This is a genomic window from Phenylobacterium sp. (assembly GCF_004297125.1).
In the GTDB taxonomy this organism is placed as follows: domain Bacteria; phylum Pseudomonadota; class Alphaproteobacteria; order Caulobacterales; family Caulobacteraceae; genus Phenylobacterium.
Window position 1 is genome coordinate 1 of the sequence record NZ_SCVD01000043.1, and the last position, 25,487, is coordinate 25,487.

Below are 25,487 nucleotides of genomic sequence, written 5' to 3' on the forward strand. Positions count from 1 at the left end.
CCAGCAGATGCTGGCGCGGCTGGCCGAGCTGGATCTCGTGGCCGCCGAGGCCGCGCACGCCAGCTACCTGGCCGCCATCGACACGCCCGAGGAGGCCGAGAAGGGCCGCACCTACCAGCGGATGGGCCGTTCGCTCCGCCAGTCCCTGGCCCTGCACGAGCGGTTCGACCGCTCCGCCGCCCGTGAGGCGCGTGAGGAAGCCCAGGAGGCCCGCCGCGCGGCGATGCTCGAACCGCCGCCGGAGGAGGAACCCCGGCGCCGATTTCCCCGCGACATCGACGCCGCCAACCGGCGCGCCAGCGACCTGCGCACCGCCGTCCGCCGGGTCATCTGGACCGAGGGGTTCGAGAAGAGCGAGCTGGAGTCCGAGCAGCAGCTTGAGGGCGAACTCTATCGCCGCCTGGAAGACTGGCTGATCGACGAGCGCTGCGAGGACGCCTTCGTCAGCCGCGACCTCGACGAGCACGTGGCCGACATCTGCGCCGAAATGGATCTCGATCCTAAGAACGTCGCCCGCTGGCGCGACCTGCCCGACCCCGGCGTCGAGGTGCTCAAGAGCTGGCTGGAAGACCTGAAGGGCTACGCCGAGCCGCCGTGGAAGGCGTCGGGGTGAGCGGTATTGAGTCTGGATGCGCCGCCACTTCGATCCCCACATCGGACGCGCAGCTGCGCAGCCGGCGCCGCCCCATGATCCGCCCGCCTACCCCACCCCCGCCACGTAAGCGTCGATCTCCGCCAACCGCCGCTCCACCGCCTCCTTCGGCAAGAACGACCCGGTGAAGCTGTTCTTCGCCAGGGTCACCAGCTCGTCCCGCGACAGCCCCAGCGCCGCCGCGGTCTGCGTCCAGTTCTCGCCTAAGTACCCGCCGAAATAGGCCGGGTCGTCCGAGTTCAGCGTCGCCTTCAGCCCCAGCCGCAGCATCCGCTTCAGCGGGTGGGACTTCAGGTCGTCGACCACGCAGAGCTTCAAATTCGAGAGCGGGCAGACCGTCAGCGTCATGCCCTCGGCGACCAGCCGCTTGACCAGCGCCTCGTCCTCCAGCGCCCGGTTGCCGTGGTCGATGCGGTCGACGTGCAGGATGTCCAGCGCCTCCCACACATACTCCGGCGGGCCCTCCTCGCCGGCGTGGGCGACCACCTTCAGGCCCCTGGCCCTGGCGGCGGCGAACACCCGGGCGAACTTCGACGGCGGGTGGCCGACCTCGGAGCTGTCCAGGCCGACGCCGGCGATCCGGTCCAGGTACGGCTCGGCGTCCTTCAGCGTCGCGAAGGCGGCGTCCTCGTCCAGGTGGCGCAGGAAGCAGAGGATCAGGCTGGAGGTGACCCCCAGGTCCCGTTCGGCCTCGGCCATCCCCGCCAGCAACCCGTCCATCACCGTCCCGAACGCCACGCCGCGGTCGGTGTGGGTCTGGGGATCGAAGAACAGTTCCACGTGCTTGCAGCCGTCGGCGGCCACCCGGCGGAAATAGGCCATGGCCAGGTCGTGGAAGTCGCGCTCGGCGATCAGCACCCCGGCGCCCTGGTAATAGATGTCCAGGAAGTCCTGCAGGTTCGAGAAGGCGTAGGCGGCGCGCACCTCCTCCACCGTCTTGAACGGCAGGTCGATCCCGTTGCGGCGGGCCAGCTCGAACATCAGCTCGGGCTCCAGGCTGCCCTCGATGTGCAGGTGCAGTTCGGCCTTGGGCAGGCCGCGGATGAAGTCGGCGTCGGTCATGCCGATGTCGTCACCGGGAAAGCTGTCCCGGGTCAAGGCTTGCGGCAAGCTGGCGGTCGTCTAGGTTCGTCCCGCAACTCGGGAGTGTGCGTGCAGGGTTCAGGCGTGGCGGCGGCGGGCGCCCAGACGGCCGAGCAGAAGCTCGCCCAGGCCCACGAGGCGTTGCTGAAGACCCGCGGCATCCAGTTCGACTTCGGCGGCATGCCGGCCCCGCCCGCGCCGCCGCCCTGGATCGAGCCGCTGGTGAAGCTCCTCCAGGCGATCGGCCCGGCGCTGAAGTACGTCTTCTGGGGCGGCGTGATCCTGGGCGCGGCCCTGATCCTCTACTTCATCGCCCGCGAGCTGATCCCCGACCGCTGGTTCCGGCGCCGGAGGACTGAGGTCGCGGCCACCGACTGGCGGCCCGAGCCCGAGCAGGCCCGGGCCCTGCTGGCGGACGCCGACGGCCTGGCCGCGGCGGGCCGGTTCGAGGAGGCGATCCACCTGCTGCTGTTCCGCTCGATCGACGACCTGCGGGCGCGCCGGCCCGGCGCGGTGAAGCCGGCCCTGACCAGCCGCGACATCGCGGGGCTGGAGACCCTGCCCGCCGCGCCGCGCGACGCCTTCGCCCGGCTGGCCCGCGCCGTGGAGCTGACCTTCTTCGGCGGCCGGCCCGCCGGCGCCGACGCGTTCGGGGCGGCGCGCCGGGACTACGAGGCCTTCGCCTTCGCGGAGGGCTGGCGATGAGCGAACCCGCACAAGCCAAGCCGCCGACCTTCGCCGCTGGCGCCATCGTGGCCCTGGTGCTGGTGGGCATCGTGGCCGCCGCCGGGTTCGCGGTCCTGTCGGCCTATGCGCCCGACCTGCGCTCCGGCCAGGACGGCCGCGCGCACGCGCTGTCGAAGTCCGCCGTCGGCTACGCCGGCGCGCCGATCCTGATGCAGGGCCTGGGCGCCTCGGTGCTGGTCAGCCGCACGCGGCCCACGCGTCCCTCCGGGGCGGTGGTGGTCCTGACCCCGGAGCCCGGCCTGAGCCCAGACGAGCTGCGCAACTATCCGAAGGGCGCGCGGACCCTGATCGTCCTGCCGAAGTGGGTGGCGATGCGCGACCCCGTCCGCCCGGCCTTCGTCCGCAAGGCCGGGGTGATGAGGGACGATGCGGCCTTCCAGGAGATGCTGAAGTCCTACGCGCCCCAGACCCGGCTGAGCGTGCGAAAAGGCGTCACCCAACCGACCCTGCGCGGGGCCGACGGCGCCTTCTTCGGCGTGCCCGGCCTGCGCCTGGGCAAGATCGACAGCCTCCGCACCATCGCCGGCGAGGGCTGGGTTCCGTTGCTGGTGGACGAGGCCGGCAACGCGGTGCTGGTCCAGTCGGCCAAGACGCCCAGCATCTGGGTGCTGGCCGACCCGGACCTGCTCAACAACCAGGGCCTGGCCAGCCGCGACACGGCCCGCGCCGGCGCCCTCATCCTCGACACGGCCCGGGGCGACGAGCGGCCGATCCTGTTCGACGTGACCCTGAACGGGCTGGAGCGCGGCCGCGGCCTGGCGCGGCTGATGCTGGAGCCGCCTTGGCTGGCGGCGACCCTGATCGCGGTGGCGGCCGCGGTGCTGATGGGCCTGCACGCCCTGGCCCGGTTCGGCCAGCCTCGCCGCAGCGGGCGGGCGTTCGCCCTGGGCGCGCGGGCGCTGGTGGACAATTCCGCCGACCTGGTGCGGATGGCGCGCAAGGAACACGAGCTGGCGCCGGCCTATGCGGCCCTGACCCGGGCCCTGGTGGCGCGCGCGGCCGGCGGGCACACGGCGGAAGAACATTGGCTGGACGACCTGGCCCGACGGCGCGGCGCGACCCCGCCCGCCGAGCTGGCGGCCGAGGCCGAGACGGCGAAGACCCGCGACGACCTCACGGCCGTGGCGAAGAAGCTCTACGAGTGGCGAGGGGAGATGACGCGTGAACGTCGCTGAGGTGAAGGCGCTGGCCGACAAGGTCCGCGCCGAGATCGGCAAGGCCATCGTGGGCCAGCAGGATACCATCGACCTGCTGCTGACGGCGCTGTTCGCCCGCGGCCACGTGCTGCTGGAGGGCCCGCCCGGCGTGGCCAAGACCTACCTGGCGCAGTGCTTCGCGCGCACGCTGGGTCTCGACTTCGGGCGCATCCAGTTCACGCCGGACCTGATGCCGGCCGACATCATCGGGTCCAACGTCTTCAACTTCCAGACCTCGACCTTCTCGCTGACCGAAGGGCCGCTGTTCTGCGAACTGCTGCTGGCCGACGAGATCAACCGCACCCCGCCCAAGACCCAGGCGGCCCTGCTCGAAGCCATGCAGGAGCGGCGCGTCACCATCGACGGCAAGGCGCGCGAGCTTTCCGACAGCTTCATGGTGGTCGCCACGGAGAACCCGCTGGAGCAGCAGGGCACCTATCCGCTGCCCGAGGCCCAGCTGGACCGCTTCCTGTTCAAACAGACGCTGGGCTACCCCAGCCGCGACGAGGAGCGCCGGATTGTCGCCGAATACGGCATGCAGAGCGGCCACTCCGACCCGGCTGCGCGCGGCGTCTCGCGGGCCGTCACCGCGAAACAGCTCGGCGAGGCGCACAAGGCGGTGGCGGCCGTGCGCCTGACCGACGAGATCGTCGACTACGTCCTGGACCTGGTGCGCTCGACCCGCGAGACGCCCGACCTGTCCAGCGGGGCCTCGCCCCGCAGCGCCGCGCAACTGGCGCTGGCGGCGCGGTCGCGGGCCGCGCTGGACGGCCGCGACTACGTGATCCCCGACGACGTGAAGGCCCTGGCCCTGCCGACGCTGCGCCACAGGGTGATCCTGTCGCCGGCCGCCGAGATCGACGGGCGGCGTCCCGACCAGATCCTGCAGGGCCTCGTCGACCTCGCCGCCGCGCCGCGCTAGCCCGTTGCGCCTCTATCCCACCCGCCGCGCGATCGCGCTGATGGCCGTGGGCGCCGCCCCGGCCCTGGGCGTCGCCTTGCTGGCGCCGGGGCTGTGGACGGCGGCGGCGGCGTGGATCGTGCTGGCCGTCGGGCTGATGCTGGCCGACGTGATGCTGGCCGCCCCGCCGCGACGGCTGACCCTGGCCTTCGCCTCGCCCCGCTTCATGGGCGTGGGCCGGCCGGAGACCGCGCGCCTCACCGCGGCTTTCGAGGGACGTGCGCCCGGCCGTGTGGAACTGGCCGTCGGCGTGAACGATCGCCTGGCCGCCGATCCGAACCGCCGGTCGGTGGCCGTCGACGGCGGCCACGCCCAGGTCGACGTGCGGCTGTCGCCCACCCGGCGCGGTGAGGGCCGGATCGAAGGCTTGTGGGCGCGCTGGCGCGGCCCCCTGGGCCTGGTCTGGCTGCAGCGGCATGAACCTCCCGGCCCGCCGCTGGCGGTGACGCCCGATGTGGTGGGCGTGAAGGAACAGGCGTTGCGGCTCTTCGCCCGCGACGCGCCGCTGGGCGCCAAGCCGCTCACCGACGCCGGCGAGGGCTCGGACTTCCACGCCCTGAAGGAATTCCAGACCGGCATGGACCTGGGCGACATCGACTGGAAACAGTCGGCCCGCCACGGCAAGCTGATCGGCCGCGAGTACCGCACCGAACGCAACCACCACATCCTGCTGGCGCTGGACACCGGCCGCCTGATGAGCGCGCCCGCCGCCGGCCTGCCGCGCATCGACCGGGCGATCAACGCGGCCCTGCTGCTGGCCTTCGTCTCCCTGCGAATGGGCGACCGGGTGGGCGTCTTCGCCTTCGATTCCAAACCGCGGCTGGCCAGCGGGCTGGCGTCCGGCCCCGCGGCCTTCCCGCTGCTGCAGAAGCTGTGCGCCGGGATCGACTATTCGACGGAGGAGACCAACTTCACCCTGGGCCTGACCGCGCTCGCCGGCCGGCTGGACCGCCGGGCGGTGGTGGTGGTGTTCACGGACTTCGCCGACGCCACCTCGGCGGAGCTGATGATCGAGAACGTCGCCCGCCTGATGCGCACCCACCTCGTGCTGTTCGTGGTGTTCCGCGACGAAGAGCTGGAGACGCTGGTTGGGCGCGAGCCGGCCGACGCTGACGACGTCTCCCGCGCGGTGATCGCCGAGCGGATGCTGCGCCAGCGCGAGGGTGTGGTCGCCCGGCTGCGACGGCTGGGCGCCCAGATCGTCGACGCGCCGGCCGACGGCCTGGCGACCAACCTCATCAACAGCTACCTCGACGTAAAGCGGCGGGGGCTGGTCTGATGGCCGAGCTGCACCTCAAGAGCTGGCGGTTCCGGGCGGAGCGCGAGGCCGACTGGCGGCGCCTGGAAGCCCTGCTCGCCAAGGCGGAGGCCGGCGGCGCGGCGAAGCTGAAACGCGATGAGCTGCTGGAGATCCCGCTGCTCTATCGCCAGGCCCTGTCGTCACTGTCGGTGGCCCGCTCGATCTCGCTGGACCAGAACCTGGTCGCCTACCTCGAGAGCCTCTGCACGCGGGCCTACTTCATCGTCTACGGCGCCCGTACCCGGCTGCCGGAGCGGCTGGCCAAGTTCTTCCTGCGTGACTGGCCGGCGGCGGTCCAGGCGCTGTGGCGCGAGACCCTGGTGTCCTTCGTGCTGTCGGCCGTGGCGGCGGCGGTCGCCTATGTGCTGGTGCGGCGCGACGCCGACTGGTTCCACAGCTTCGTCGAGCCCGGCGTGGCTTCGGGCCGCGATCCCACCGCGACCACCGCGTCGCTTCGCGACACGCTCTACCACGGCGGCACGGCCAGCGAGGGCTTGTCGGTCTTCGCCACCTTCCTGTTCACGCACAACGCGCAGATCGCGCTGTTCGCCTTCGCGCTGGGCTTCCTGCTCTGCCTACCCACGGCGGCGCTGCTGGTGATGAACGGCGGGATGTTCGGGGCCTTTCTGGCGCTGTTCGTCTCGCGCGGCCTGGGCTTCGAGGCGGGCGGCTGGCTGATGATCCACGGGACCACGGAGCTCTTCGCCATCATCCTGGCCGGTGCGGCGGGTTTCTCCATCGGCTGGTCCGTCTGTTTCCCCGGCGAGCGTTCGCGGATCGACGCCGCGGCCGCCGCGGGACGGCGCGCCGCCACGGCCATGGCGGGCGTCGTGGTGATGCTGTTCGTGGCCGGCATCCTGGAGGGCTTCGGGCGGCAGCTGATCCAGGTGGACTACGCCCGCTACGTCATCGCGGTGGTGATGCTGCTGGCCTGGTTCGCCTACTTCTACTGGCCCCGGAAGCTCAACCCATGAGCCTACAGGGCGCCCTCGGCCGGCTGAAGGGCCGTGGCGGCGAGGCGGCGCCGCCCGACGGCTGGCGCGAGCTGGTGACGCCCGAGGGCGTGGACCTGCGGCTGAAGGTGGGCGCCTACGCCGAGCGGTTTGCGGCCCTGCTGATCGATTTCGCCATCCTGTTCGCGGGCCTCGCGGTCTTCAGCCTGGTCTGCCTGGGCGTCTTCTTCGCCACGCGGGTGACCTGGGGCAGCGAGGCCCTGGGCGTCGTCTGGCTGTTGGGTACGTTCGTCGGGCGCAACTTCTACTTCGTGCTGTTCGAGATGGGCCCGCGCGCCGCAACGCCCGGCAAGCGCGCCATGGGCCTCAGGGTGGCCTCGGCCGACGGGGGACGGCTTACCGCCGACATGGTCTTCGCCCGCAACGCGATGCGCGAGGTCGAGGTCATCCTGCCGCTGACCTTCTTCGCCGCGCGGGGCGAGGGCGTGGACGCAGCCCTGATCAGCCTCGGGGCGGTCTGGAGCCTGGTGTTCGTGCTCTTCCCGCTGTTCAACCGCGACCGGCGCCGCATGGGCGACCTGGTGGCCGGGACCATGGTCGTGAAGGCGCCGAAGAAGGTGCTGCAGCCCGACCTGGCCGACACGGAGCGCGGCGCGGCCCGCGGCTTCGCCTTCACGCCCGCGCAGCTCGACGCCTACGGCATCAAGGAACTGCATGTCCTGGAGGACGTGATCCGCGCCGGCGACCGCAAGTCGATGGCCGAGGTGGCGAGCCGGATCCGCACCAAGATCGGCTGGGAGGGTGCGGCCGACGTCGCGGACCGGACCTTCCTCAACGCCTACTACGCCGCCCTGCGGGGACGCCTGGAGAGCCGCATGCTCTTCGGCCACCGCCGCAAGGACAAGTTCGACCTCGGCTAGCTGAAGATCTCGGACAGCCACTGCGGGCCCAGGCCCTCGCGCAGGCGGCGCAGTTCGACGTAGAGCACCGCCACCCCGGTCGAGCCGATCAGGGAGGTCACGGTGTTGCTGACGAGGTTGGCCGCGATCTGCACCGGGCTGCGCGCCAGGGCGACCGGGTCCAGCCCCGCGCCCGCGAAGCTGAGCGCCATGGCCACCGCGCTCAGCACCATGCCGATGACGATGGCGATCACCCATACCACCACGAACAGGGCGAAGATGCGCCAGCGGTTGCCGCGGGTCAGCTCGGCGCTGCGGGTAAAGGCGCCGAACACCCCGCTGCGGTCGGCGACCAGGGCGGGCACCGCCACGCACCAGGCGCAGGCCATCATGATGCCGGGCACGATCAGCAGGACGAAGCCGAAGACGATCGCCAGGCCCAGGAGGATGCTGAGCCCGATCAGCGGCAGGAAGGCCCGCAGGCCGTTGGCCAGGCATTCGGCGATGCCGGCGCGCGCGCCGCTCATGTCCTGGACGGTGCCATAGACCAGCGCGCCCTGCAGGACGGCGCCGGTGATCAGCGCGGCGAGGCCGGTATAGGCCATCGACGAAATGTAGCCCGGGCTGAAGCTGAAGGTCTCCCCCGCCTGGAGGCTGGTCGCCTGGATGAAGGCTATCAGCGCGTTCGGTAGGCCGGCCAGCACCAGCGCCAGCACCGCGAAGGCGACGAAGTTCCGCCCGATCACGGTGAAGGTCCCGCTGATAACCCGGCCGATGTCGAGCTTGCCCGGTTCGGCGGCGGCGGTCGTATCGGTCATCCAAACGTCCCCTGAACAGATCCCGGCGCGATGCTAATCACGGGTTGCGACAGCTGTCGACGCACCGGCCCGGATGCGGGACAACGCCCGTGGTGAGCCTCGCCCTCCACATCCGCGCCGACCGCCTACCGCTGAACGCGCCGTTCCGGATCTCGCGCGGCGTGAAGACCCATGCCGAGGTGGTGGTGGCCGAGCTGGCCGACGGGTCCCTGCTGGGCCAGGGCGAATGCGTCCCCTACGCCCGCTACGACGAGACCGTGGTCTCGGTGACGGCGCAACTCGCCGAAGCGGGGCGGCGGCTGGCCGCCGGCGAGGACCTCGCCACGGTGCTGGCGTCGCTGCCGGCCGGCGCGGCCCGCAACGCCCTGGACTGCGCCGCCTGGGACCTGGAGGCGCGGCGCGGCCGATCCGTGGCGGCGCGGCTGGGTCGCGCGCCGCCCGACGCCATGCCGACCGCCGTGACAATCAGCCTGGATTCTCCCGCGGCCATGCGCGCGGCGGCCCTGGCGGTGGCCTCCGCCCCGCTGCTGAAGGTGAAGCTGGGCGCCGACGATCCCGCCGCGCGGCTGTGGGCCGTGGCCGAGGCGGCCCCCGAGGCGCGACTGATCGTCGATCCGAACGAAGGTTGGACCCTGCCCATCCTGCAGGCCATGGCCGAGCCCATCTCGCGGCTGCCGGTGATGATGGTCGAACAGCCGCTGCCCGCCGGGCAAGACCAGGGGCTGGAAGGCCTGGAGTATCCCGTGCCGATCTGCGCCGACGAGTCGGTCCACACCGCCGACGACGTGGAGCAGGCGGCCGGCCGCTACCAGCTGGTCAATGTGAAGCTGGACAAGGCCGGCGGCCTCACCGAGGCCCTGGCGATGGTGGCGCGCGCCCGCGACCTGGGCCTTGGCGTGCTGGCCGGCTGCATGGTGTCGAGCTCGCTCTCCATCGCCCCGGCCATGTGGGTGGGCGCGTCGGCCGATGCGGTCGATCTGGACGGCCCCTGGTGGCTGATCGACGATCGGCCAGGCGGGTGCCGCATCGAGGCAGGCGTGCTCTATCCGCCACAGGCAGGCTTCTGGGGAGAGCCCGGACCTCGACCGTGAGTTGACACCTCTCGCGCATCATCGATTTCATCCAACTGCAATATGTGAGTGGAGGGCCAGTGTCGGGTGCGGGCGCGGCGACAGAGACGTTTGGCGCCCTCGAGATCGCCCTCGAGCACGCGGCGCGTCTGCTCACCGTCGACGCCGCGGCCGCTGAAGCCCAGGCCCGCGAGATCCTGAAGGTCGTCCACGACCACCCGCAGGCGCTGCGCCTGCTGGGCGCCGCCCTGCGCCGCCAGGGCGAGATCGAGGCCGCGGAGGCCGCCTACCTGCGCTCGGTGAAGGGGTCGGTGGCCGATCCGGAGCTGGTGCGGGCCGCCGCGGCCCTCTGCGAGAACCGGCTGTCCGTCGCCGAACAGGCCCTGCGCGCGATCCTGATGGCGCGGCCCACCGACGTGGCGGCGATCCGCATGCTGGCCGAGACCGGCATGCGCCTGGGCCGCTACGACGACGCCGAGAACCTCTTGGCCCGCTGCGTCGAGCTGGCGCCTGGCTTCACGGCGGCGCGGCACAACTACGCCACGGTGCTCTACCGCCAGAACAAGTCGCAGGCGGCCATCGCCGAGGTCGACCGGCTGCTGGCCGATGACCCGGCGAACCCCGGCTACCGCAACCTGAAGGCCGCGGCCCTGGCCCGGATCGGGGAGTACGAGCAGGCTATCGCGCTCTACGCCGCCGTGCTGAAGGACCAGCCGCGCCAGCCCAAGGTCTGGATGAGCTACGGCCACGCGCTGAAAACCGTCGGTCGCCAGTCCGAGTGCGTTGACGCCTACCGCCGCTGCGTCGCCCTCGCGCCGCAGTTCGGGGAAGCCTGGTGGAGCCTGGCCAACCTCAAGACCGTCAACTTCGGCGACGCGGACGTGGCCGCCATGGCGGACCAGCTCCGGCGCGCCGACCTCTCGGACGAAGACCGCTTCCACCTGGAGTTCGCGCTCGGCAAGGCGCGCGAGGACGCTGGCGACTTCGAGGCCTCGTTCGGCCATTACGAGCGTGGCAATGCGCTGCGCCGCCAGGGTCTGGACTACGAGGCCGACGAGACGCGCGACCAGGTCGATCGGGCCCGGGCGCTGTTCACGCCGGCGTTCCTTGACGCGCGGGCCGGGCAGGGATCGTCCGCCCCCGATCCGATCTTCATCGTCGGCCTGCCGCGATCGGGCTCGACGCTGGTGGAGCAGATCCTCGCCAGCCATTCCCAGGTCGAAGGCACCCAGGAACTGCCCGACATCATCGCCCTGGCCCGTCGCCTGGGCGGCAGGGCCAGGCGCGCGTCGGAAAGCCTCTATCCCGAGGCGCTGGCCGAGCTGGGACCACGCGAGCTGACCGCCCTGGGCGAAGAGTACATGGCCCGCGCCGAGGTGCATCGGAAGCTGGGGCGACCGTTCTTCATCGACAAGATGCCCAACAACTGGGCGCACCTGGGCCTGATCCACCTGGCCCTGCCGAACGCGAAGATCATCGACGCGCGGCGCCATCCGCTGGGCTGCGGGTTCTCGGGCTTCAAGCAGCATTTCGCCCGCGGCCAGGGCTTCACCTACGACCTGACCGACATCGGCCGCTACTACGCCGACTACGTCGCGCTGATGGCCCATTTCGACGCAGTCCTGCCCGGCCGGGTCCACCGCGTGATCTATGAGCAGATGGTGGCCGATCCGGAGGCGGAAACGCGCGCGCTGCTGGCGCACTGCGGTCTGCCCTTCGAGGACGCCTGCCTGCGGTTCTACGAAAACGACCGGGCCGTGCGCACCGCCAGCTCCGAGCAGGTGCGCCGGCCAATCTTCACCGACGCCGCCGACCACTGGCGGAACTACGACCCCTGGCTCGGCCCGTTGAAGGCCGCGCTGGGACCCGTGCTCGACGCTTACCCGCGGGCGCCCGGAACCTGAGGCGCCTGGATTTGGAATGGGGGATACAATGAAAAACCACCGGCATAACTGGTCCCTGACCCTGCTGGCCACGACCATGCTGACGGCGGTGGCCGGCCCCGCCCTGGCCCAGAGCGCGGAGGCCCAGCTCGAGGAAATCGTGGTCACCGCGCAGAAGCGGTCCGAGAACCTGCAGGACGTGCCGATCAGCATCCAGGCGCTGGGCTCCGAACGCCTGGACGCGCTGCAGATCAAGGACACGGTCGACTACGTGAAGTTCATGCCCAGCGTCACGGCGCCGACCGGCGCGCCGGGCTTCTCGAACTTCTACATGCGCGGCGTCGCCTCGGGCGAGAACAACAACCACTCCGGCCCGCTGCCCAGCGTCGGCGTCTACCTGGACGAACAACCGGTGACGACGATCACCGGGCCGCTCGACGTCCACATCTACGACATCGCCCGCGTCGAGGTGCTGGCAGGGCCTCAGGGCACGCTCTACGGAGCCAGCTCCCAGGCCGGCACGATCCGGATTATCACCAACAAGCCGGAGACCTCCGCCTTCAAGGCCGGCTACGACTTCGAGGTCAATTCGGTGGCCCACGGCGACATCGGCTATGGCGCCGAGGGCTTCGTGAACATCCCGCTGCACGAGAAGGCCGCGGTGCGGCTGGTCGCCTGGGCCGAACATGACGGCGGCTATATCGACAACGTCCCGGGCTCGTTTGTCTTCCCGACCGGCAATATCGCCGTGAACAACGCCAGCCAGGTCAAGGACGACTACAACGAGGTCGACACGGTGGGCGCCCGCGCGGCGCTGAAGATCGACCTGAACGACAGCTGGTCGGTGACGCCCACCCTGATGGGCCAGCGCACCCAGGCCGACGGCGGCTTCGCGGCCGACCCCAGCAAGGGCGACCTGAAGATCAGCCGCTACTACCCGGAAGGCTCGGACGACAAGTGGGTGCAGGCCGCGCTGGCGATCGAGGGCAAGGTGGCCAATCTCGACGTGCTGTACGCCGGGGCGCACATGCGCCGCTGGATCGACACCGACCAGGATTATTCGGACTACAGCTTCTTCTACGACACCCTGTTCGGGTACGGGGCCTACACCACCGACGACGCCGGCAATTTCATCAACACGTCGCAGTACATCCAGGGCCGCGACTACTTCAAGAAGACCAGCCACGAGCTGCGCGTGGCCAGCCCGACCGAGAACCGCTTCAAGGTGGTGGCCGGCCTGTTCTACCAGAAGCAGACCCACAACATCGAGCAGCGCTACCGCATCGACAACCTCGCCAGCGCCGTCGAGGTGCCCGGATGGCCCGACACCCTGTGGCTCACCAAGCAGCTCCGCACCGACCGCGACTACGCGGCCTTCGCCGACGGCACGTTCGACCTCACCGACAAGCTGTCGATCACCGGCGGCATCCGGTTCTTCAAGTACAAGAACTCGCTGGAGGGCTTCTTCGGCTTCGGGGCGGGCTACGGCAGCACCGGAGAGCGCCAGTGCGTGGCGCCCCTGGGCTCGCCGACTCCCATCGTCGAAGGCGGGCCCTGCACCAACGTCGACAAGACCACCAAGGGCGACGGCCACACCTATCGGGTCAACGCCACCTACAAGATCACCGACGACAAGATGGTCTACGCCACCCTGTCCACCGGCTTCCGGCCGGGCGGCATCAACCGGCGGGGCACCCTGCCGCCTTATGACGCCGACTTCCTCAAGAACCACGAGGTGGGCTGGAAGACGAGCTGGATGGGCAACCGGCTGCGGTGGAACGGCGCGGTCTTCTACGAGAAGTGGGACGACTTCCAGTTCTCGTTCCTGGGCGCCAACGGCCTCACCGAGATCCGCAACGCCGGCAAGGCCAAGATGAAGGGCGTGGAGTCCGACATCAACTGGCTGGTCGCCGACGGCTTCACCCTGGTGGGCGCGGCCGCCTACACCGACGCCGAGCTGAACGAGGACTACATCCCCAATCCCGCCAATCCGCCCGAGGCGCTGAAGGGCACGTCGCTGCCGGTGACGCCCAAGTTCAAGGGCAACCTGACCGCCCGCTACGAGTGGACCTTCGGGGACATGGACGCCCATGTGCAGGGATCGTTGGTGCATACCGGGTCGGCCTACCCCGACCTGCGCGCCGACGACCGGGCCGTGATCGGCAAGCTGCCCAGCTCCACGACCTTCGACTTCACCCTCGGCGTGAACAAGGACAGCTGGCGGATCGAGGCCTACGCCAAGAACCTGTTCGACGACGACGGCCAGAACGACCGCTTCGTCCAGTGCGCTTCGTCGGTCTGCAGCCGCGTCTACACGATCCCGATCCGGCCCCGGACCATCGGGCTGAAGTTCGGCCAGACCTTCTAGCCGTCGTCCCACCAGGGATAGGCGGCCGGCATGTCCGAGGAGACCCGTCCCGGGAACCGGGGCGGGCGCTTCTCGAGGAAGGCGCCCACGCCCTCGCGCACGTCAGGACCGGCGCCCAGGGCCATGGCGAACCGGCCGTCCACCGACAGCGCGCCGGACGGGTCGCGGTCTCCCGCGAAGCGCCAGAGCATCTGGCGGGTCAGGGCGACGGCGACCGGCGCGGTGTTCTCGGCGATCTCCAGGGCGATCTCGCGGGCGCGGACCAGCAGGCGGTCCGGTTCGACCACCTCGCTCAGCAGGCCTCCGGCCCTGGCCTCGTCCGGCGGGATCAGGGCGCCTGTGAGGCACCAGCGCAGCGCCTGCGGCAGGCCAACCAGCTTGGGCAGGAACCAGGCGCTGCCCGCCTCGGGCGCCAGGCCGCGCCGGGCGAAGATGAAGCCCAGCTTCGCGGCGGAGGAGGCGATCCGGATGTCCATCGGCAGGGTCAGGGTCGCGCCAACGCCCACCGCCGCCCCGTTGATCGCCGCGATCGACGGCTTGCGGCATGAGAAGATGGCCTCCACGAACCCGCCGCCCTCCTGCCGCGCCAGGCCGGGCGCCTTGAACGCCACAGAGCCCTCGGCGTCCGCATCGAACGCCGCCGCGCCGCCCGAAATGTCGGCGCCTGCACAGAATCCACGCCCGGCCCCCGTGACCACCACCACCCGCACGGCGTCGTCCCTGTCGGCGCAGTGGAAGGCGTCGGCCAGCTCGGCGCCCATCACCGCGGTGTAGGCGTTCAGCTTCTCGGGCCGGTTGAGGGTGACGGTCAGGATGGGTCCGTCGACCTCGTACAGGATGGTCTCGTAGGACATGCGGCCTCCCTTGCCTTTTGCCGATGAGGCGCGCTTGACGAGGCGGCAGGTCAACAGCGCGCCGATGCGCTATAGGCCGCCCGTGAGGAGCCGCCCCGCCAGCCATTCCGACCACCCGACCGCCGACCTGGCCTGCGTCGCCCTGCGCGCCACCGCCTGGGCCGATCCGGTGGAGGTCGCCTCGGCCTTCGCCGACGAGATCCACGCCTGCGTCCTGCTCTCGGGCGCCGAGGGCTGGTCGTACGTGCTGCGGCGTCCCGACGCGGTGGTGGACGCGGGCCGCGACCTGGAAGCCCTGCTCGGAACCGGCACGGCGCTGTCCGACGGGCCGCCGTTCCAGGGCGGCGTGGTGGGGTTGGCGGCCTACGAACTCTCCGCCCAGGTGGAGGCGACCGCGCCGCAGGCCCGCGGCGACTGGCCCGACCTGACCCTGTTGCGCTATCCAGCCCTGCTGGCCTTCCACGCCGGCCAGCGCCGCGCCGTCGCCATCGGCCGGGGGCCGGACGCGCGGGCCGCCGCCGCCGCCGCCGACTTCGCCCTGAGTTGGCTGGACGCGCCGCGCCGCGCGCCGCGAGCGGGGATGCTGGCCGCCGAGGCCGTCCTCGCAACGTCCGACCGGCGCCATGCTGCGGCGGTGGCCGAGACGGTCGACCGCATCGCCGCCGGCGAGATCTTCCAGGCCAACCTGGCCCGGCCCTGGCGGGGCCGGCTGGCGGCGGGCGCCTCCCCATTCGACCTCTTCGCCCGGCTGGCCCGGCAGAGCACGGCCGGCTACGCGGCGTTCCTCAACCTTCCGGGGCGGGCGCTGGTCTCCAACTCGCCGGAACGGTTCCTGTCCGTTCGGCGCCAGGCGGACGGCCTGTGGGCCGAGACCCATCCGATCAAGGGCACCCGCCCGCGCGGCGCCGATCCCGCCGCCGACGCGGCCCTCGCCGCCGAACTTCTGGCCAGCCAGAAGGACCGCGCCGAGAACCTCATGATCGTCGACCTGATGCGCAACGACCTGGCGCGCGTCTCGGCGCCGGGCACGGTGGAGGTTCCCGAACTCTACGGCCTGCGGAGCTATTCCAACGTCCACCACCTCGTCTCGCGGGTCCGCGCCCGGTTGCAGCCCGGCCGCACGGCCTGGGACGCCTTCCTCGCCGCCTTCCCGCCGGGCTCGGTGACCGGGGCGCCGAAGCTGCAGGCCATGCAGGTGATCGCCCGCCACGAAGCGCCGCGCGGCCCCTATTGCGGCAGTCTGTTCTGGGCCGGCGTCGATGCGGCGCTGGAGGCCAGCGTCCTGATCCGCACCGTCGCCCTGACTGAAAATGCGGCGGGTTGGGCCTTCGAAGCCCGCGCGGGCGGCGGGATCGTCGCCGACAGCGATCCACGGGCGGAAGTCGGGGAGACTACGGCCAAGATCGGCGCCATCCTCAAGGCGCTGATGGGCGAACCATGACCGACATCCCGCTCGACGACCGCGGCTTCACGCTCGGCCACGGCCTGTTCGAGACGGTGCTTTGGGCGGACGGCCGATTGGGTCAGTGGGACGCCCATGTGGAGCGCCTGGAGCGCGGCTGCCGGGCGCTGCGCCTGCCGACCCCGGACCGCGCCACCTTCCGCGCCGCCGCGGACGCCGCTCTCGCCGCCGCGGGCAGTCCGAAGCGGGCCGCGGTGCGGTTGAACTGGAGCGCCGGCGTCGGCGATCGAGGCCTGGACCCCCCGGCCGAGCTGCAACCGCGCCTCACCGCCATCGCCGCGCCGCTTGGTCCACCGCCGGGCCCGGCGCGCCTGGCCACCGCGCATGTGCGGCGCAACGACCGCTCGCCGGCCTCGCGGTTGAAGACCCTCTCCTATCTGGACAACGTCATCGCCCGCGTCGAGGCCCGCGACGCCGGGGCCGACGAGGCCCTGATGCTCAACACCGCAGGCGAGGTGGCCTGCGCGGCGGCCGCCAACGTGTTCTGGGTCCGCCACGACGAGGTGTTCACCCCGGATTTGGACTGCGGCGTGCTGGACGGGATCGTGCGGCGCGAGGTGATCGCCGCCTGCCATGCCTTGGGCGTGCCGGTGCAGGAGGTGTTCACCAATGCCGGCCGGATCGCCGGCGCGCCGATGTTCATCACCAACAGCCTGACGGGCGTTCGGCCGGTGGCCAGCCTGGATGGGCGCGAACTGCCGGGCTCGCCGCTGATCGCGGCCATCGCCAAGGCGGTCGGCCGGGCCGCAAAATGATCCGCGCTTGCGGCGGGTTCGTCAGGCCGGCGGCGGCAGGAAGCCGGGGCCCAGCTCGCGGGCGGGCTTTCCCAGAGCGCTGACGACGGCCGCCGCCGCCGCGACCAGACCACAGGCGATGGCCGTCTGCGCGGCGCCCAGCAGCGGTAGGATCAGCGGGCCCGCGGCGGTCGCCGCCATCATCGCTGCGATCACCAGCACCAGGCGCAGGCGCAGCACCGCCGCGTAGTCGTCGCTGGAGAGCCGGCTGCTGAAGAAGGTGAGCATCTGCAGCCCGGCGATCGAATGCCCCACGCCCATCGCCAGCGCGGCGGCGGCCATCGCGGGAATGCGCGCGGGCGGGGGGAACATGGCGCCCGCGCCGACCAGCGCCTGCGCCACGCCCACCAACAGGTAGCCTTCGAACTGTCGGCGCAGAGGCCGCCGGGGATCGGTCAGCACGACCAGCGGCCCCGCCAGCAGCTCGGAGGCCGCCGCCGCGCCGAACACGACCGCGACGCCCGCCAGGCCGCCCGCGCCGTCGCCCTCGGCGAAGATCAGCGGCACGGCGACCGTGAAGCCCAGGGCGTAGGAGCCGCCGCGGATCGCGGTCGTGACCAGCGCGCTCCACACGCCGCGACAGCCGTTGGCCGCATGGACCCCGCGCGCCAGCCGGCGGAAGAGGCCGGTCGTCGGGGCGGCGGCGCGCGGGGCGTCCAGCCCACGGCCCACCGCCGCCACCGCCCACGCCGAGGCCACGAAGCTCGCCGCATTGGCGGTCAGCAGGTGGATCGCCGGCAGCACGGCCAGGATCGCGGCGGCCAGGAACGGCCCGCTGGCCTGCGCCACACGGACGGTGCCGTCGAACAGCCCGTTCGCGGCCCTAAGCTCGCTCGCCGGCGCCAGGGTCGGCAGGCTCGACAGGAACACCGGGCGGTGCGCGGCGCCCATCGCCGCCAGAACCACGCTTACCGTCACCAGCAGGGGAAAGCTCAGGCCCGACATCGTCGAGGCGGCGACCACCACGGCGCAGGCGGCGGCCGACACGAGGTCGACGCCGACCAGGAATCCCCGGCGCGGCAGCGCTTCGACCACCGGCCCGCCCAGGATGCTCACCGCCAGGATCGCCGCCGACTGCGCCGTCACCAGCAGCGCCGCGTTGGGCCCCGCCAGCTCCGCCGCCAGCCACAGCGCCCCCACGCCGAACAGTTGGCCGCCGATGGCCGACGTCGCCAGGCCGATCCACAGAACTCGGATTCGCCGGTCCTTCAGCAACGCGACATAAGGGTGGGCCATGGGCGCGGAGTGTCACGCCCGAATCACCCCCGGCGCCAATGAAGGTTCAGAGGTCGAGCCGTGCAGTCGCCGGTCAGGCTCAGGCGGCGTGGGCGCACCGACGCCGGCCTATGGCGCCCACGGCGCCGAAGCCCAGGATCAAGAGGGCCCAGGTCGAGGGCTCCGGCGCCGCGCCCGGCGCGGCCAATGTCACGCTGGCCCCGATCAGGCCGATGTCGGTCGGACCCCCCGCGAAACTGCCTCTGATGTAGGACTGGCTCGACGCGGCCGGGGAGAGCTTCTCGATCGACTGTCCATAGCCCCAGATCAGCGACGTCGCCTCCGCGGGTCCGGAGGTGACCGTGGCCTGGACGAAGCCGGCGCCGGGGAACCAAGTCGAGCCGGCCACCAGGCCGAAGGTCGCCAGCGTCGGGTTCCAGGCCGCCGCCTCGCCAGCCGCGCTGCCATACCAGCCGGCACCTAGGGAGATATAGGCGTTGCCGCCGCCGTTGACGTAGGCCGCCAGGAGCGCCGGATCGATCAGCTGACCGAAGTGGAAGACCGCGTCATAGGCCTCGGCGGCCACCGGATCGAAGCCGGTGGAGTAGCTGACGGTCTTCCCCAGCGACGCCAATTGAGCCGCGGCGTCGCCAAGCTGCGACAGCGGCATGTTCGTATTGCCCGTCAGGAACAGATAGTTCGTGCCGCCGAACGTGTTGGCGAGGCTCTTCACGAAGCCCTGCGTGCCGGCGGCGTACTCCCCCTGGTAGGCCGCCGTCGAGAGCTGCCACTCGTCCCCGGAGGCGACCAGCACCCCCGCCGAAGCGGGCGCGCCCAGCAGGGTCAGGCTGCAGGCTGCGGCGGCGAACAGGGTGGCGAGGCGCATCTGGAAACTCCGGCGTCGCGGCTGAGATCGCCGCATTCAAGTCAGCCTTCCCACTCCGCCATCGCCGCCACCTCCCCCGATCGGGGGCCTCCGGTCGCGTGAAGGGGGTTGCCAAGCGGCGGGCCGCGGCCAGTACTCGCCATTCAGGTCCGCCGTCAGAGCGGCCAGCGGAGGAATCCCATGCGCTTCGGCATCTTCTACGAGCACCAGCTTCCGAAGCCCTGGAACCCGGGCGACGAAGCGCGGCTGTTCCACCAGGCGCTGGAGCAGGTGCAGCTCGCCGACCGGCTGGGCTACGACTACGCCTGGGAGGTCGAGCACCACTTCCTGGAGGAATATTCGCACTCCTCCGCGCCGGAGGTGTTCCTGGCCGCCTGCGCCGCCCTGACCAAGACCATCCGCCTGGGCCATGGCATCCGCCAGGTGATCCCCAACTACAACCACCCCGCCCGCACGGCGGAAGGCCTGGGCACCCTGGACATCATCTCGAACGGCCGGCTCGAATTCGGCATCGGCGAGGGCGCGACGCGGCTGGAGCTGGGCGGCTTCGGCATTCCGGCGCGGGAGAAGCGGGCGCTGGCCATCGAGGCGGGCGAGCAGATCGCCAACATGATGGTGATGGACCCCTATCCCGGGTTCGAGGGGCAGGGCTTCTCGTTCCCCTGCCGCAACATCGTGCCGAAGCCCGTGCAGAAGCCGCACCCGCCCATGTGGATGGCCTGCACCAACCGCGACACGATCAAGGTCGCCGCCTCGATCGGCGTCGGCGCCCTGGCCTTCTCGTTCCTAGACCCCGACGAGGCGAAGACCTGGGCCGACATCTACTACGGTATCATCAAGTCGGATCAGTGCGTCCCCATCGGCCACGCGGTGAACGCCAACCTGGCCATGGTGTCGAACTTCTCGGTCCACCCCGACCGCGACGAGGCGATCCGGCGCGGGCAGGAGGGCTTCGAGTTCTTCTCCTACGCCGTCAACGCCCTGGTGGCGCATGACGCCATCCCGGGCCGCTCGACCCTGTTCGCCGATTTCCTGAAGAGCCGCGCGGCCAGCGACGACGAGATCATCGCCGCGCGGCGGGCCGCCGAGGTGAGCGCCAACGGCATCGGCACGCCCGACGACATCCGCGCCCACATCAGGGCCTTCGAGGCCTCCGGCGTCGACCAGGTGATCTTCCTGCAGCAGGCGGGCCGCAACCAGCACAGCCACATCGTGGAGTCCCTGGAGCTGTTCGCCGCCGAGGTGATGCCGGAGTTCAAGGCGCAGGCCGCGGCGCGCGAGGCCAGGAAGGCGGCCGAGCTCGCGCCCTATCTGGAAGCCGCCATGGCCCGCAAGCGCTGGATGAAGCCGCTGGCCGACCACGAGATCCCGGTGGTCCCGGCCTCCCGCGCCAAGGCCCAGGTGAATGAGGTGGTCCGCTAGCGCGACCGCCTGCCGCCGCCCTCGCGCAAGTGGAAGATCGCGGCCTCCCCGCCCAGGGTTCCGCCCAGCAGGATGTCGGCGGGCCGGCTGGCGTCGGCGCCGGAAACGAAGACGCTGTTGCCGGCGTCCAGCATCCGGGGCGGGCCGGCGCTGCCGTCGCGCTCCAGGGTGAAGACCATGCCGGCGAAGGTCCGGGGCAGGTCGCCCAGGCGGTAGGGGTCCGGAGTGGGGCTGGCCGGGGCCGGCGTGCGGAAGTCGAACACCGCCTCCTTGCTGGCCGCGACCAGCGCGCGGCCGCCGGGCAGGGGGCTCAGCGACCGGACCTCGGATGCGCCGAGGGCGGCGTCGGTGTGAACCGGCCGCGCCGCGAGCGCCGCGTCCAGCGCCACGATGGCGGCCTTGGCCTCGTCGCCGCAGGCCTTGGTCGCCGAGCCGGCCAGCCAGACCGCGTCGCCGCGCGCGAGCGCGGTGACCACGGCCAGGCCGCGGACCTGGCGCTGGGCCTTGAGGGCGCCGGTGCGGGCGTCCAGCCGCCGGATCCAGGTCACGCGCTCGGTAAGACAGGCCGGGAAATCCCAGTCGTCGCCGGGGACGGCGGGCCGAGCGGCCGGCCGGGCGGCGCGGTCGGTGAAGGTGACGACCAGGTCGCCGCCCAGCGGTGTCACGGTGGCGTCGCTGAGCACCGCGCCGGCCGGGGCCTCGATCAGCGCGATCGGCCTTGGGGCCAGGCCGCCGTCGACCTCCAGCAAGCTCAACCGGGGACCGCGGCCCTCCGCCCGCGGCTCGGCGACGGCCACCACCGCGCGGCCGGCGCCCAGTGATGCGCCGCCGAACACGAAGGCGTCGGCGGCCTGGTCGTCGTCGCCGCGCCAGCGCGCGATGGTCCGTCCGGTGGCGCGGTCGACGGCTTCGAGCGTCGGGGCGAAGCGGCCGCCCGGGCCGCGCTGGTAGCCGCTGACCACCAGCTTTCCGTCCAGCTCCACGGTGAAGCGCGAAGCGCCGAGGTCGCGGGCGTCCAGCCGCCAGGCCTCGCCGTCGGGGCCCGCCAGCCGCAGGCCCGCGCCGCGCCGCCCGGCCGCATCGGCGTCGGAGATGAAGCGCGCCGCCGTGCCGCCCGCGCCGCGCCGGACGTCCAGAACCTCGCCGCCGCGCCGGGTCAGCACCTCCACTGCGGTCACCGCCGGAGCGCCGGCCTCGGCGGTCTCCACGGGCAACGCCCCGCCGTCGCCCAGCACCACGAAGGGCGCCCAGAACCGCGGGTGCAGGTAGGCCTTGCCGGGCGGCGCGGCGAGGAAGGCGCGCTGAGCCCGCGCCAGCGCGTCCGCCGCGCCGTCGCCGGGGGCCGTGCTCAAACGGCCGAAGACGTCGGAGACGACCCGCCTGCCGGTCTCGGAGTTCACCGGCCACAGGGTCGCCAGGGTAGAAGGGACGCCGGCCACCGCGAAGGCCGAGGCCAGGGCCGGCAGGTCCTGGGACATCCGGTCGAGGTCGAAGTTCGCGGTGTTGCAGGCCGACAGCGCCACGAACAGCGCCCTGAGCTGCAGGTCGGCGATCTCGGAGGCGGTCAGCAGGCCGTCGTCGGTGGGATCGTCCATCGCCACCGGCGTCAGCACCAGCGCCGGCTCGGACAGGCCCTGCAGGTCGTCGCGGATCAGGCCGTGGGTGGCGAAGGAGAGGTAGCGGTACGCCCCGACCAGCTCGCCGCGGAAGCGCCGCTCGGTCGCCTGGTCCTGCAGCAGCAGGCGGGAGGAGCGGAAGCCCTTGGCGGAGGCCTCCAGTTCTTCGCGGGTCTCGGGCAGCGGCGCGAGCGCGGCCAGGTCCTCGCCGCGGACACCAGCGCGTCCCTGATTCGTCGCGCCCGTCAGGATGGGATCGCCGACGCCAAAGAAGTCGAAGCCGCCCGCGGCGCGCGGCCGTCCGCCGCGCGCGGCGAGCACCACGCCGGCGGCGCCCGCGTAGCTGACGGCGTGGCGGGTCACCAGCCACTCGGCGTGGCTGAGATCGTAGCCCTGGCCCAGCTTGGGCGGCGCGCTGCGCAATAGGGCGGCCAGCGGGACGGGGACCGTGGCGACGCCGGGCAGCCAGACGATCCGGTCGCCGGGCCTCAGGCAGGCCTCGAACGGTCGGACCAGGGCGTCGTAGAGCCGAAGCGAGGCCGCCGCCGGGAACTGCGCATCGGAGGACTCGGAGGGCGGATGCGTCGCGGTCAGCGCCTGCTGCACGAGCCGGCCGTCCAGCTTGAGCTGCGCCGGGTCGACGGCGGCGGTCGCCTGCAGCACGCCGTCGCGCCGCACGCACATATAGGCCAGGCCGCCCGGGATCGGGGCGACGCTGAGCGCCGCCTCGTTCGGCGCCAGCGCCGCCTGGAACCGCTTCAGCGGCGCGATGCCGGCGCCGGAGAGCCTGACGCCGTCCTGCGCCAGCCCCTGCTCGGCCTCGTCGATGCGGCGGGCGAAGTCGCGGAACACCAGCCGCCGGGCGGGGTCGTAGCTCAACGGGCCCGAAGCCGTCGGACCCTGCGTCGCCAGCGCGCCGATCGCCTGGGCCTGGGCCCGTTCCAGCCGGTCGCGGCGGGCGCGCAGGCGCAGGGCCTGGTGGATGGCGCGGCGCTGCATCTCGCTGCGGGCCTGCCCCAGCGCGGTCATGGCGTCGGCGTCGAACGAGGGGCCGGCGCGCGCGGCGATCTGGAACAGGGCGAAAGCCAGGTCGGGCGGGAGCGTCCCGGCCTCCCTAAGCGCCAGACGGGCGGCGATCTGGTCCGCGGCGTCCGGGCGGCTCCAGGCCCCGGGCAGGGCGCCGTCCGCCTCGGCCTTGGTCTTGAGAGCCTGGGCGAGGGTCCGGGCGGCGGCCGATCCGGGGGCGCCATCCTCCGCCGCGACCGCGGCCTCGGCCATCCGATAGGCGGGCGCATCGCGGCCGGCCGCGGGGTGATCCCGCAGCGCCTCGCGCGCGCAGTCGAACCGGCCCAGCACCGCGCAGCTCGCCGCCCGCATGTCCATCGCCTGGGCCAGCAGGGCGGCGCGGGTCGGCTCGTCCAGGCTGGCCTGGCGGAACGCCGCGACCGCCACGCCGGCGGCTTCGGCCGCGCCCCGGAAGTCGCCCACCGCCTGCAGCAGGCGCGCCTCGGTCAACCGGTGGACGCCGCCCTCCACGCTGTCCGCCGGCAGGGTCGCCCGCACGAAGCCGCCGCTGGCCTTCAGCAGCCCGTGCGCCCGCTCGGTCTGGCCCAGGGTGGTCAGGACGGCCATCGATCCGCTGAGCGCATAGGCGATCGTCGCCGGGCGCGCCTGGGGGTTCTGCACCGAGCCGGCCAGCGACAGGACCTTGTCCACGGCCCGCAGCGCGTCCCGCGGCCGACCCTGGCCCAGCCCCAGGTTGGCGCCCAGCAGCTGGCGCTTCACATAGGCGTCGACGTCGTACGGAGTGTCGGCGGCGGCCGGGTCCGGCGGCGCGGGCGCGGCCTGCGCCGGCGCCCCTACAATCAAGCTTGTTAGCCACAACCATGCCGCTAGGCTCCGCCGTAGCGAACCAGTGCGGAGAGTACAGGCCATGAAGTGGCTCCAGGTCGGCGCGGCATGCATGGCCCTGTCGGCGGCATCATACGCAAGCGCCGCCGCGCCGGAAGACGTGCTGGGCCAGCCGGTGGCGAAGCCCTCCGGCAAGCCCGGCGGCCGCGCGGCGCCCAAGGTGCGCTTCGGCGGCGGCGCGGCCCGCGCCTATGGCCAGGCGCTGGGCGGCCTGCAGCCCGAGGGCCGGTCGGTGACGCGCGGCGCGAAGGAGACCCAGGTCTACCAGCAGGCCTCTCCCTCGGTCGTGCTGATCGTCACCCGGGAGGGCCTGGGCTCCGGCGTCCTGGTGGGCGCCGACGGCCGGATCGTCACCAACCTGCACGTGGTCGGCGACTACGCGGAGGTGGGCGTGGTGTTCAAGCCGAAGGTGGAGGGCGCGGCGATCGCCGACGCCGACGTCAAGACGGCCAAGGTCCTGCGCCGCGACGAGGTGGCCGACCTGGCGCTGATCCAGGTGTCCGAGGTCCCGGCCTATGCGAAGCCCCTGGCGATCGCCCCCAAGGCCACGGTCGAGGTCGGCGCCGACGTCCACGCGATCGGCCATCCCACCGGCCAGGCCTGGACCTACACGCGCGGCATCGTCAGCCAGATCCGCCGCGACTACGCCTGGGACACCAAGAGCCGCCTGCAGCACAAGGCGACCGTGATCCAGACCCAGACGCCGATCAATCCGGGCAATTCGGGCGGCCCGCTGATCGACGACGGCCTGCAGGTGATCGGCATCAACAGCTTCAAGGGCCAGGGCGAGGGCATGAACTTCGCGGTCTCGGCCGAGGACGTGAACGCCTTCCTGGCGCGGAAGGACGACCGGGTGACGACGACGGCCACGACGCGGCCCGCCTGCGAGGCCAAGACCCTGGAAGAGCGGCCGCTGACGCGCACAAAGGGGGTGTCCTACATCGTGGACGAGGACTGCGACGGGGCGGCCGACTACGAGGTGATGGAGCCCGCCGACAAGCGCGAGCCGATCACCCTGGTCTACGACGAAGATGGCGACGGCCGGATCGACACCCTGGTCATGGACCTCGACCGCAACGGCAATGCGGATGCGGCGCTCTACGACACCGACGGCGACGGGAAGATCGACCTACGCGGCGACTACCGCGACGGGGAGGACGCGCCCTATCGGTATGTGCGGGTGAAGGGCTAGGCGACATAGGTGGCCGTGCGCCGCAGGCGCCTTTCTTCGAACCACGGACGACACGGAAAACACGGAATGCGGCCCCGGGGCGTGAGTGCGCCGGTCCTTCCGTGTCCGTCCGTGTTTTCCGTGGTTGGGATCTTGAGTGCGCTGGCGCGCGGTCAGCCAGAGCTGCGCCGGGCTGTGTCGCCGCCGTCCTCCGCCTCGTCCTCGT

At 72.1% G+C, this 25,487-nt stretch carries 20 protein-coding genes; 14 read left to right on the forward strand and 6 right to left on the reverse strand.

Going from position 1 to position 25,487, the window contains the following annotated elements; genetic code table 11:
• Positions 1-613 (forward strand): hypothetical protein (locus EPO51_RS27930; RefSeq protein ID WP_293357550.1); only part of this gene is annotated, 613 nt, incomplete at its 5' end.
• 87 nt (positions 614-700) lie between these two features.
• Here the strand turns inward: EPO51_RS27930 and EPO51_RS27935 are convergent.
• A complete protein-coding gene (locus EPO51_RS27935; protein ID WP_293357552.1) occupies positions 701-1,714 on the reverse strand; it encodes an adenosine deaminase in 1,014 nt (337 codons plus the stop codon).
• Between the two features lie 90 nt (positions 1,715-1,804).
• Here EPO51_RS27935 and EPO51_RS27940 point away from each other — a divergent pair, with 90 nt between their 5' ends.
• Genes EPO51_RS27940 through EPO51_RS27965 form a run of 6 tightly spaced genes read left to right on the forward strand, consistent with a single transcriptional unit; the run spans position 1,805 to position 7,812 of the window.
• Complete coding sequence (locus EPO51_RS27940) at positions 1,805-2,440, forward strand: hypothetical protein (RefSeq protein WP_293357554.1); 636 nt, start codon at positions 1,805-1,807, stop codon at positions 2,438-2,440.
• Entirely contained in the window at positions 2,437-3,657 is a 1,221-nt protein-coding gene (locus EPO51_RS27945) for a DUF4350 domain-containing protein (protein WP_293357556.1), read from the forward strand. Before EPO51_RS27940 ends, EPO51_RS27945 begins: the two co-directional genes overlap by 4 nt.
• On the forward strand, positions 3,644-4,600 hold the full coding sequence (locus EPO51_RS27950; protein WP_293357558.1) for an AAA family ATPase: 957 nt from the start codon (positions 3,644-3,646) through the stop codon (positions 4,598-4,600). The genes EPO51_RS27945 and EPO51_RS27950 overlap by 14 nt, the downstream gene beginning before the upstream one ends.
• Before the next feature lie 4 nt (positions 4,601-4,604).
• Positions 4,605-5,918: a DUF58 domain-containing protein gene (locus tag EPO51_RS27955; RefSeq protein ID WP_293357560.1), complete on the forward strand. Its 1,314-nt coding sequence runs from the start codon at positions 4,605-4,607 to the stop codon at positions 5,916-5,918.
• Entirely contained in the window at positions 5,918-6,913 is a 996-nt protein-coding gene (locus EPO51_RS27960) for a stage II sporulation protein M (protein ID WP_293357562.1), read from the forward strand. The genes EPO51_RS27955 and EPO51_RS27960 overlap by 1 nt, the downstream gene beginning before the upstream one ends.
• Entirely contained in the window at positions 6,910-7,812 is a 903-nt protein-coding gene (locus EPO51_RS27965; RefSeq protein ID WP_293357573.1) for an RDD family protein, read from the forward strand. Before EPO51_RS27960 ends, EPO51_RS27965 begins: the two co-directional genes overlap by 4 nt.
• Here EPO51_RS27965 and EPO51_RS27970 read toward each other — a convergent pair.
• Complete coding sequence (locus EPO51_RS27970) at positions 7,809-8,609, reverse strand: DUF7847 domain-containing protein (protein WP_293357575.1); 801 nt, start codon at positions 8,607-8,609, stop codon at positions 7,809-7,811. The two genes, EPO51_RS27965 and EPO51_RS27970, sit on opposite strands and share 4 nt — an antisense overlap.
• 92 nt (positions 8,610-8,701) lie before the next feature.
• Between EPO51_RS27970 and dgcA the strand changes: the two genes are divergently transcribed.
• The 3 genes from dgcA to EPO51_RS27985 are packed head-to-tail and all read left to right on the forward strand — an operon-like array spanning position 8,702 to position 13,930.
• Positions 8,702-9,700: an N-acetyl-D-Glu racemase DgcA gene (gene dgcA, locus EPO51_RS27975; RefSeq protein WP_293357577.1), complete on the forward strand. Its 999-nt coding sequence runs from the start codon at positions 8,702-8,704 to the stop codon at positions 9,698-9,700.
• Between the two features lie 59 nt (positions 9,701-9,759).
• The gene (locus tag EPO51_RS27980; RefSeq protein WP_293357579.1) at positions 9,760-11,583 is read left to right on the forward strand and encodes a tetratricopeptide repeat-containing sulfotransferase family protein; all 1,824 of its coding nucleotides are present in this window, start codon (positions 9,760-9,762) and stop codon (positions 11,581-11,583) included.
• A gap of 28 nt (positions 11,584-11,611) precedes the next feature.
• Positions 11,612-13,930: a TonB-dependent receptor gene (locus tag EPO51_RS27985; protein WP_293357581.1), complete on the forward strand. Its 2,319-nt coding sequence runs from the start codon at positions 11,612-11,614 to the stop codon at positions 13,928-13,930.
• On the opposite strand, the gene EPO51_RS27990 is transcribed toward EPO51_RS27985, so the two are convergent.
• Positions 13,927-14,784, reverse strand: coding sequence for an enoyl-CoA hydratase-related protein (locus EPO51_RS27990; protein ID WP_293357583.1), 858 nt, complete (start codon positions 14,782-14,784; stop codon positions 13,927-13,929). The genes EPO51_RS27985 and EPO51_RS27990 overlap by 4 nt on opposite strands.
• A 127-nt stretch (positions 14,785-14,911) precedes the next feature.
• Here EPO51_RS27990 and EPO51_RS27995 point away from each other — a divergent pair, with 127 nt between their 5' ends.
• Both EPO51_RS27995 and EPO51_RS28000 read left to right on the forward strand, forming a co-directional pair.
• Positions 14,912-16,225, forward strand: a complete 1,314-nt coding sequence (locus tag EPO51_RS27995) for an anthranilate synthase component I family protein (protein WP_465246648.1) — start codon at positions 14,912-14,914, stop codon at positions 16,223-16,225.
• Complete coding sequence (locus EPO51_RS28000; protein WP_293357587.1) at positions 16,222-17,001, forward strand: aminotransferase class IV; 780 nt, start codon at positions 16,222-16,224, stop codon at positions 16,999-17,001. Before EPO51_RS27995 ends, EPO51_RS28000 begins: the two co-directional genes overlap by 4 nt.
• Positions 17,002-17,022: 21 nt before the next feature.
• On the opposite strand, the gene EPO51_RS28005 is transcribed toward EPO51_RS28000, so the two are convergent.
• Both EPO51_RS28005 and EPO51_RS28010 read right to left on the reverse strand, forming a co-directional pair.
• Positions 17,023-18,276, reverse strand: a complete 1,254-nt coding sequence (locus EPO51_RS28005) for an MFS transporter (RefSeq protein WP_293357589.1) — start codon at positions 18,274-18,276, stop codon at positions 17,023-17,025.
• A 79-nt stretch (positions 18,277-18,355) separates the two neighbouring features.
• Positions 18,356-19,141, reverse strand: coding sequence for a PEPxxWA-CTERM sorting domain-containing protein (locus EPO51_RS28010; protein WP_293357591.1), 786 nt, complete (start codon positions 19,139-19,141; stop codon positions 18,356-18,358).
• A 180-nt stretch (positions 19,142-19,321) separates the two neighbouring features.
• Here EPO51_RS28010 and EPO51_RS28015 point away from each other — a divergent pair, with 180 nt between their 5' ends.
• Positions 19,322-20,563, forward strand: coding sequence for an LLM class flavin-dependent oxidoreductase (locus EPO51_RS28015; RefSeq protein ID WP_293357593.1), 1,242 nt, complete (start codon positions 19,322-19,324; stop codon positions 20,561-20,563).
• Here EPO51_RS28015 and EPO51_RS28020 read toward each other — a convergent pair.
• The gene (locus tag EPO51_RS28020) at positions 20,560-24,048 is read right to left on the reverse strand and encodes a CHAT domain-containing protein (RefSeq protein ID WP_293357595.1); all 3,489 of its coding nucleotides are present in this window, start codon (positions 24,046-24,048) and stop codon (positions 20,560-20,562) included. The two genes, EPO51_RS28015 and EPO51_RS28020, sit on opposite strands and share 4 nt — an antisense overlap.
• Before the next feature lie 64 nt (positions 24,049-24,112).
• Between EPO51_RS28020 and EPO51_RS28025 the strand changes: the two genes are divergently transcribed.
• Positions 24,113-25,282: a S1C family serine protease gene (locus EPO51_RS28025; RefSeq protein WP_293357597.1), complete on the forward strand. Its 1,170-nt coding sequence runs from the start codon at positions 24,113-24,115 to the stop codon at positions 25,280-25,282.
• Positions 25,283-25,487 lie beyond the last annotated feature (205 nt).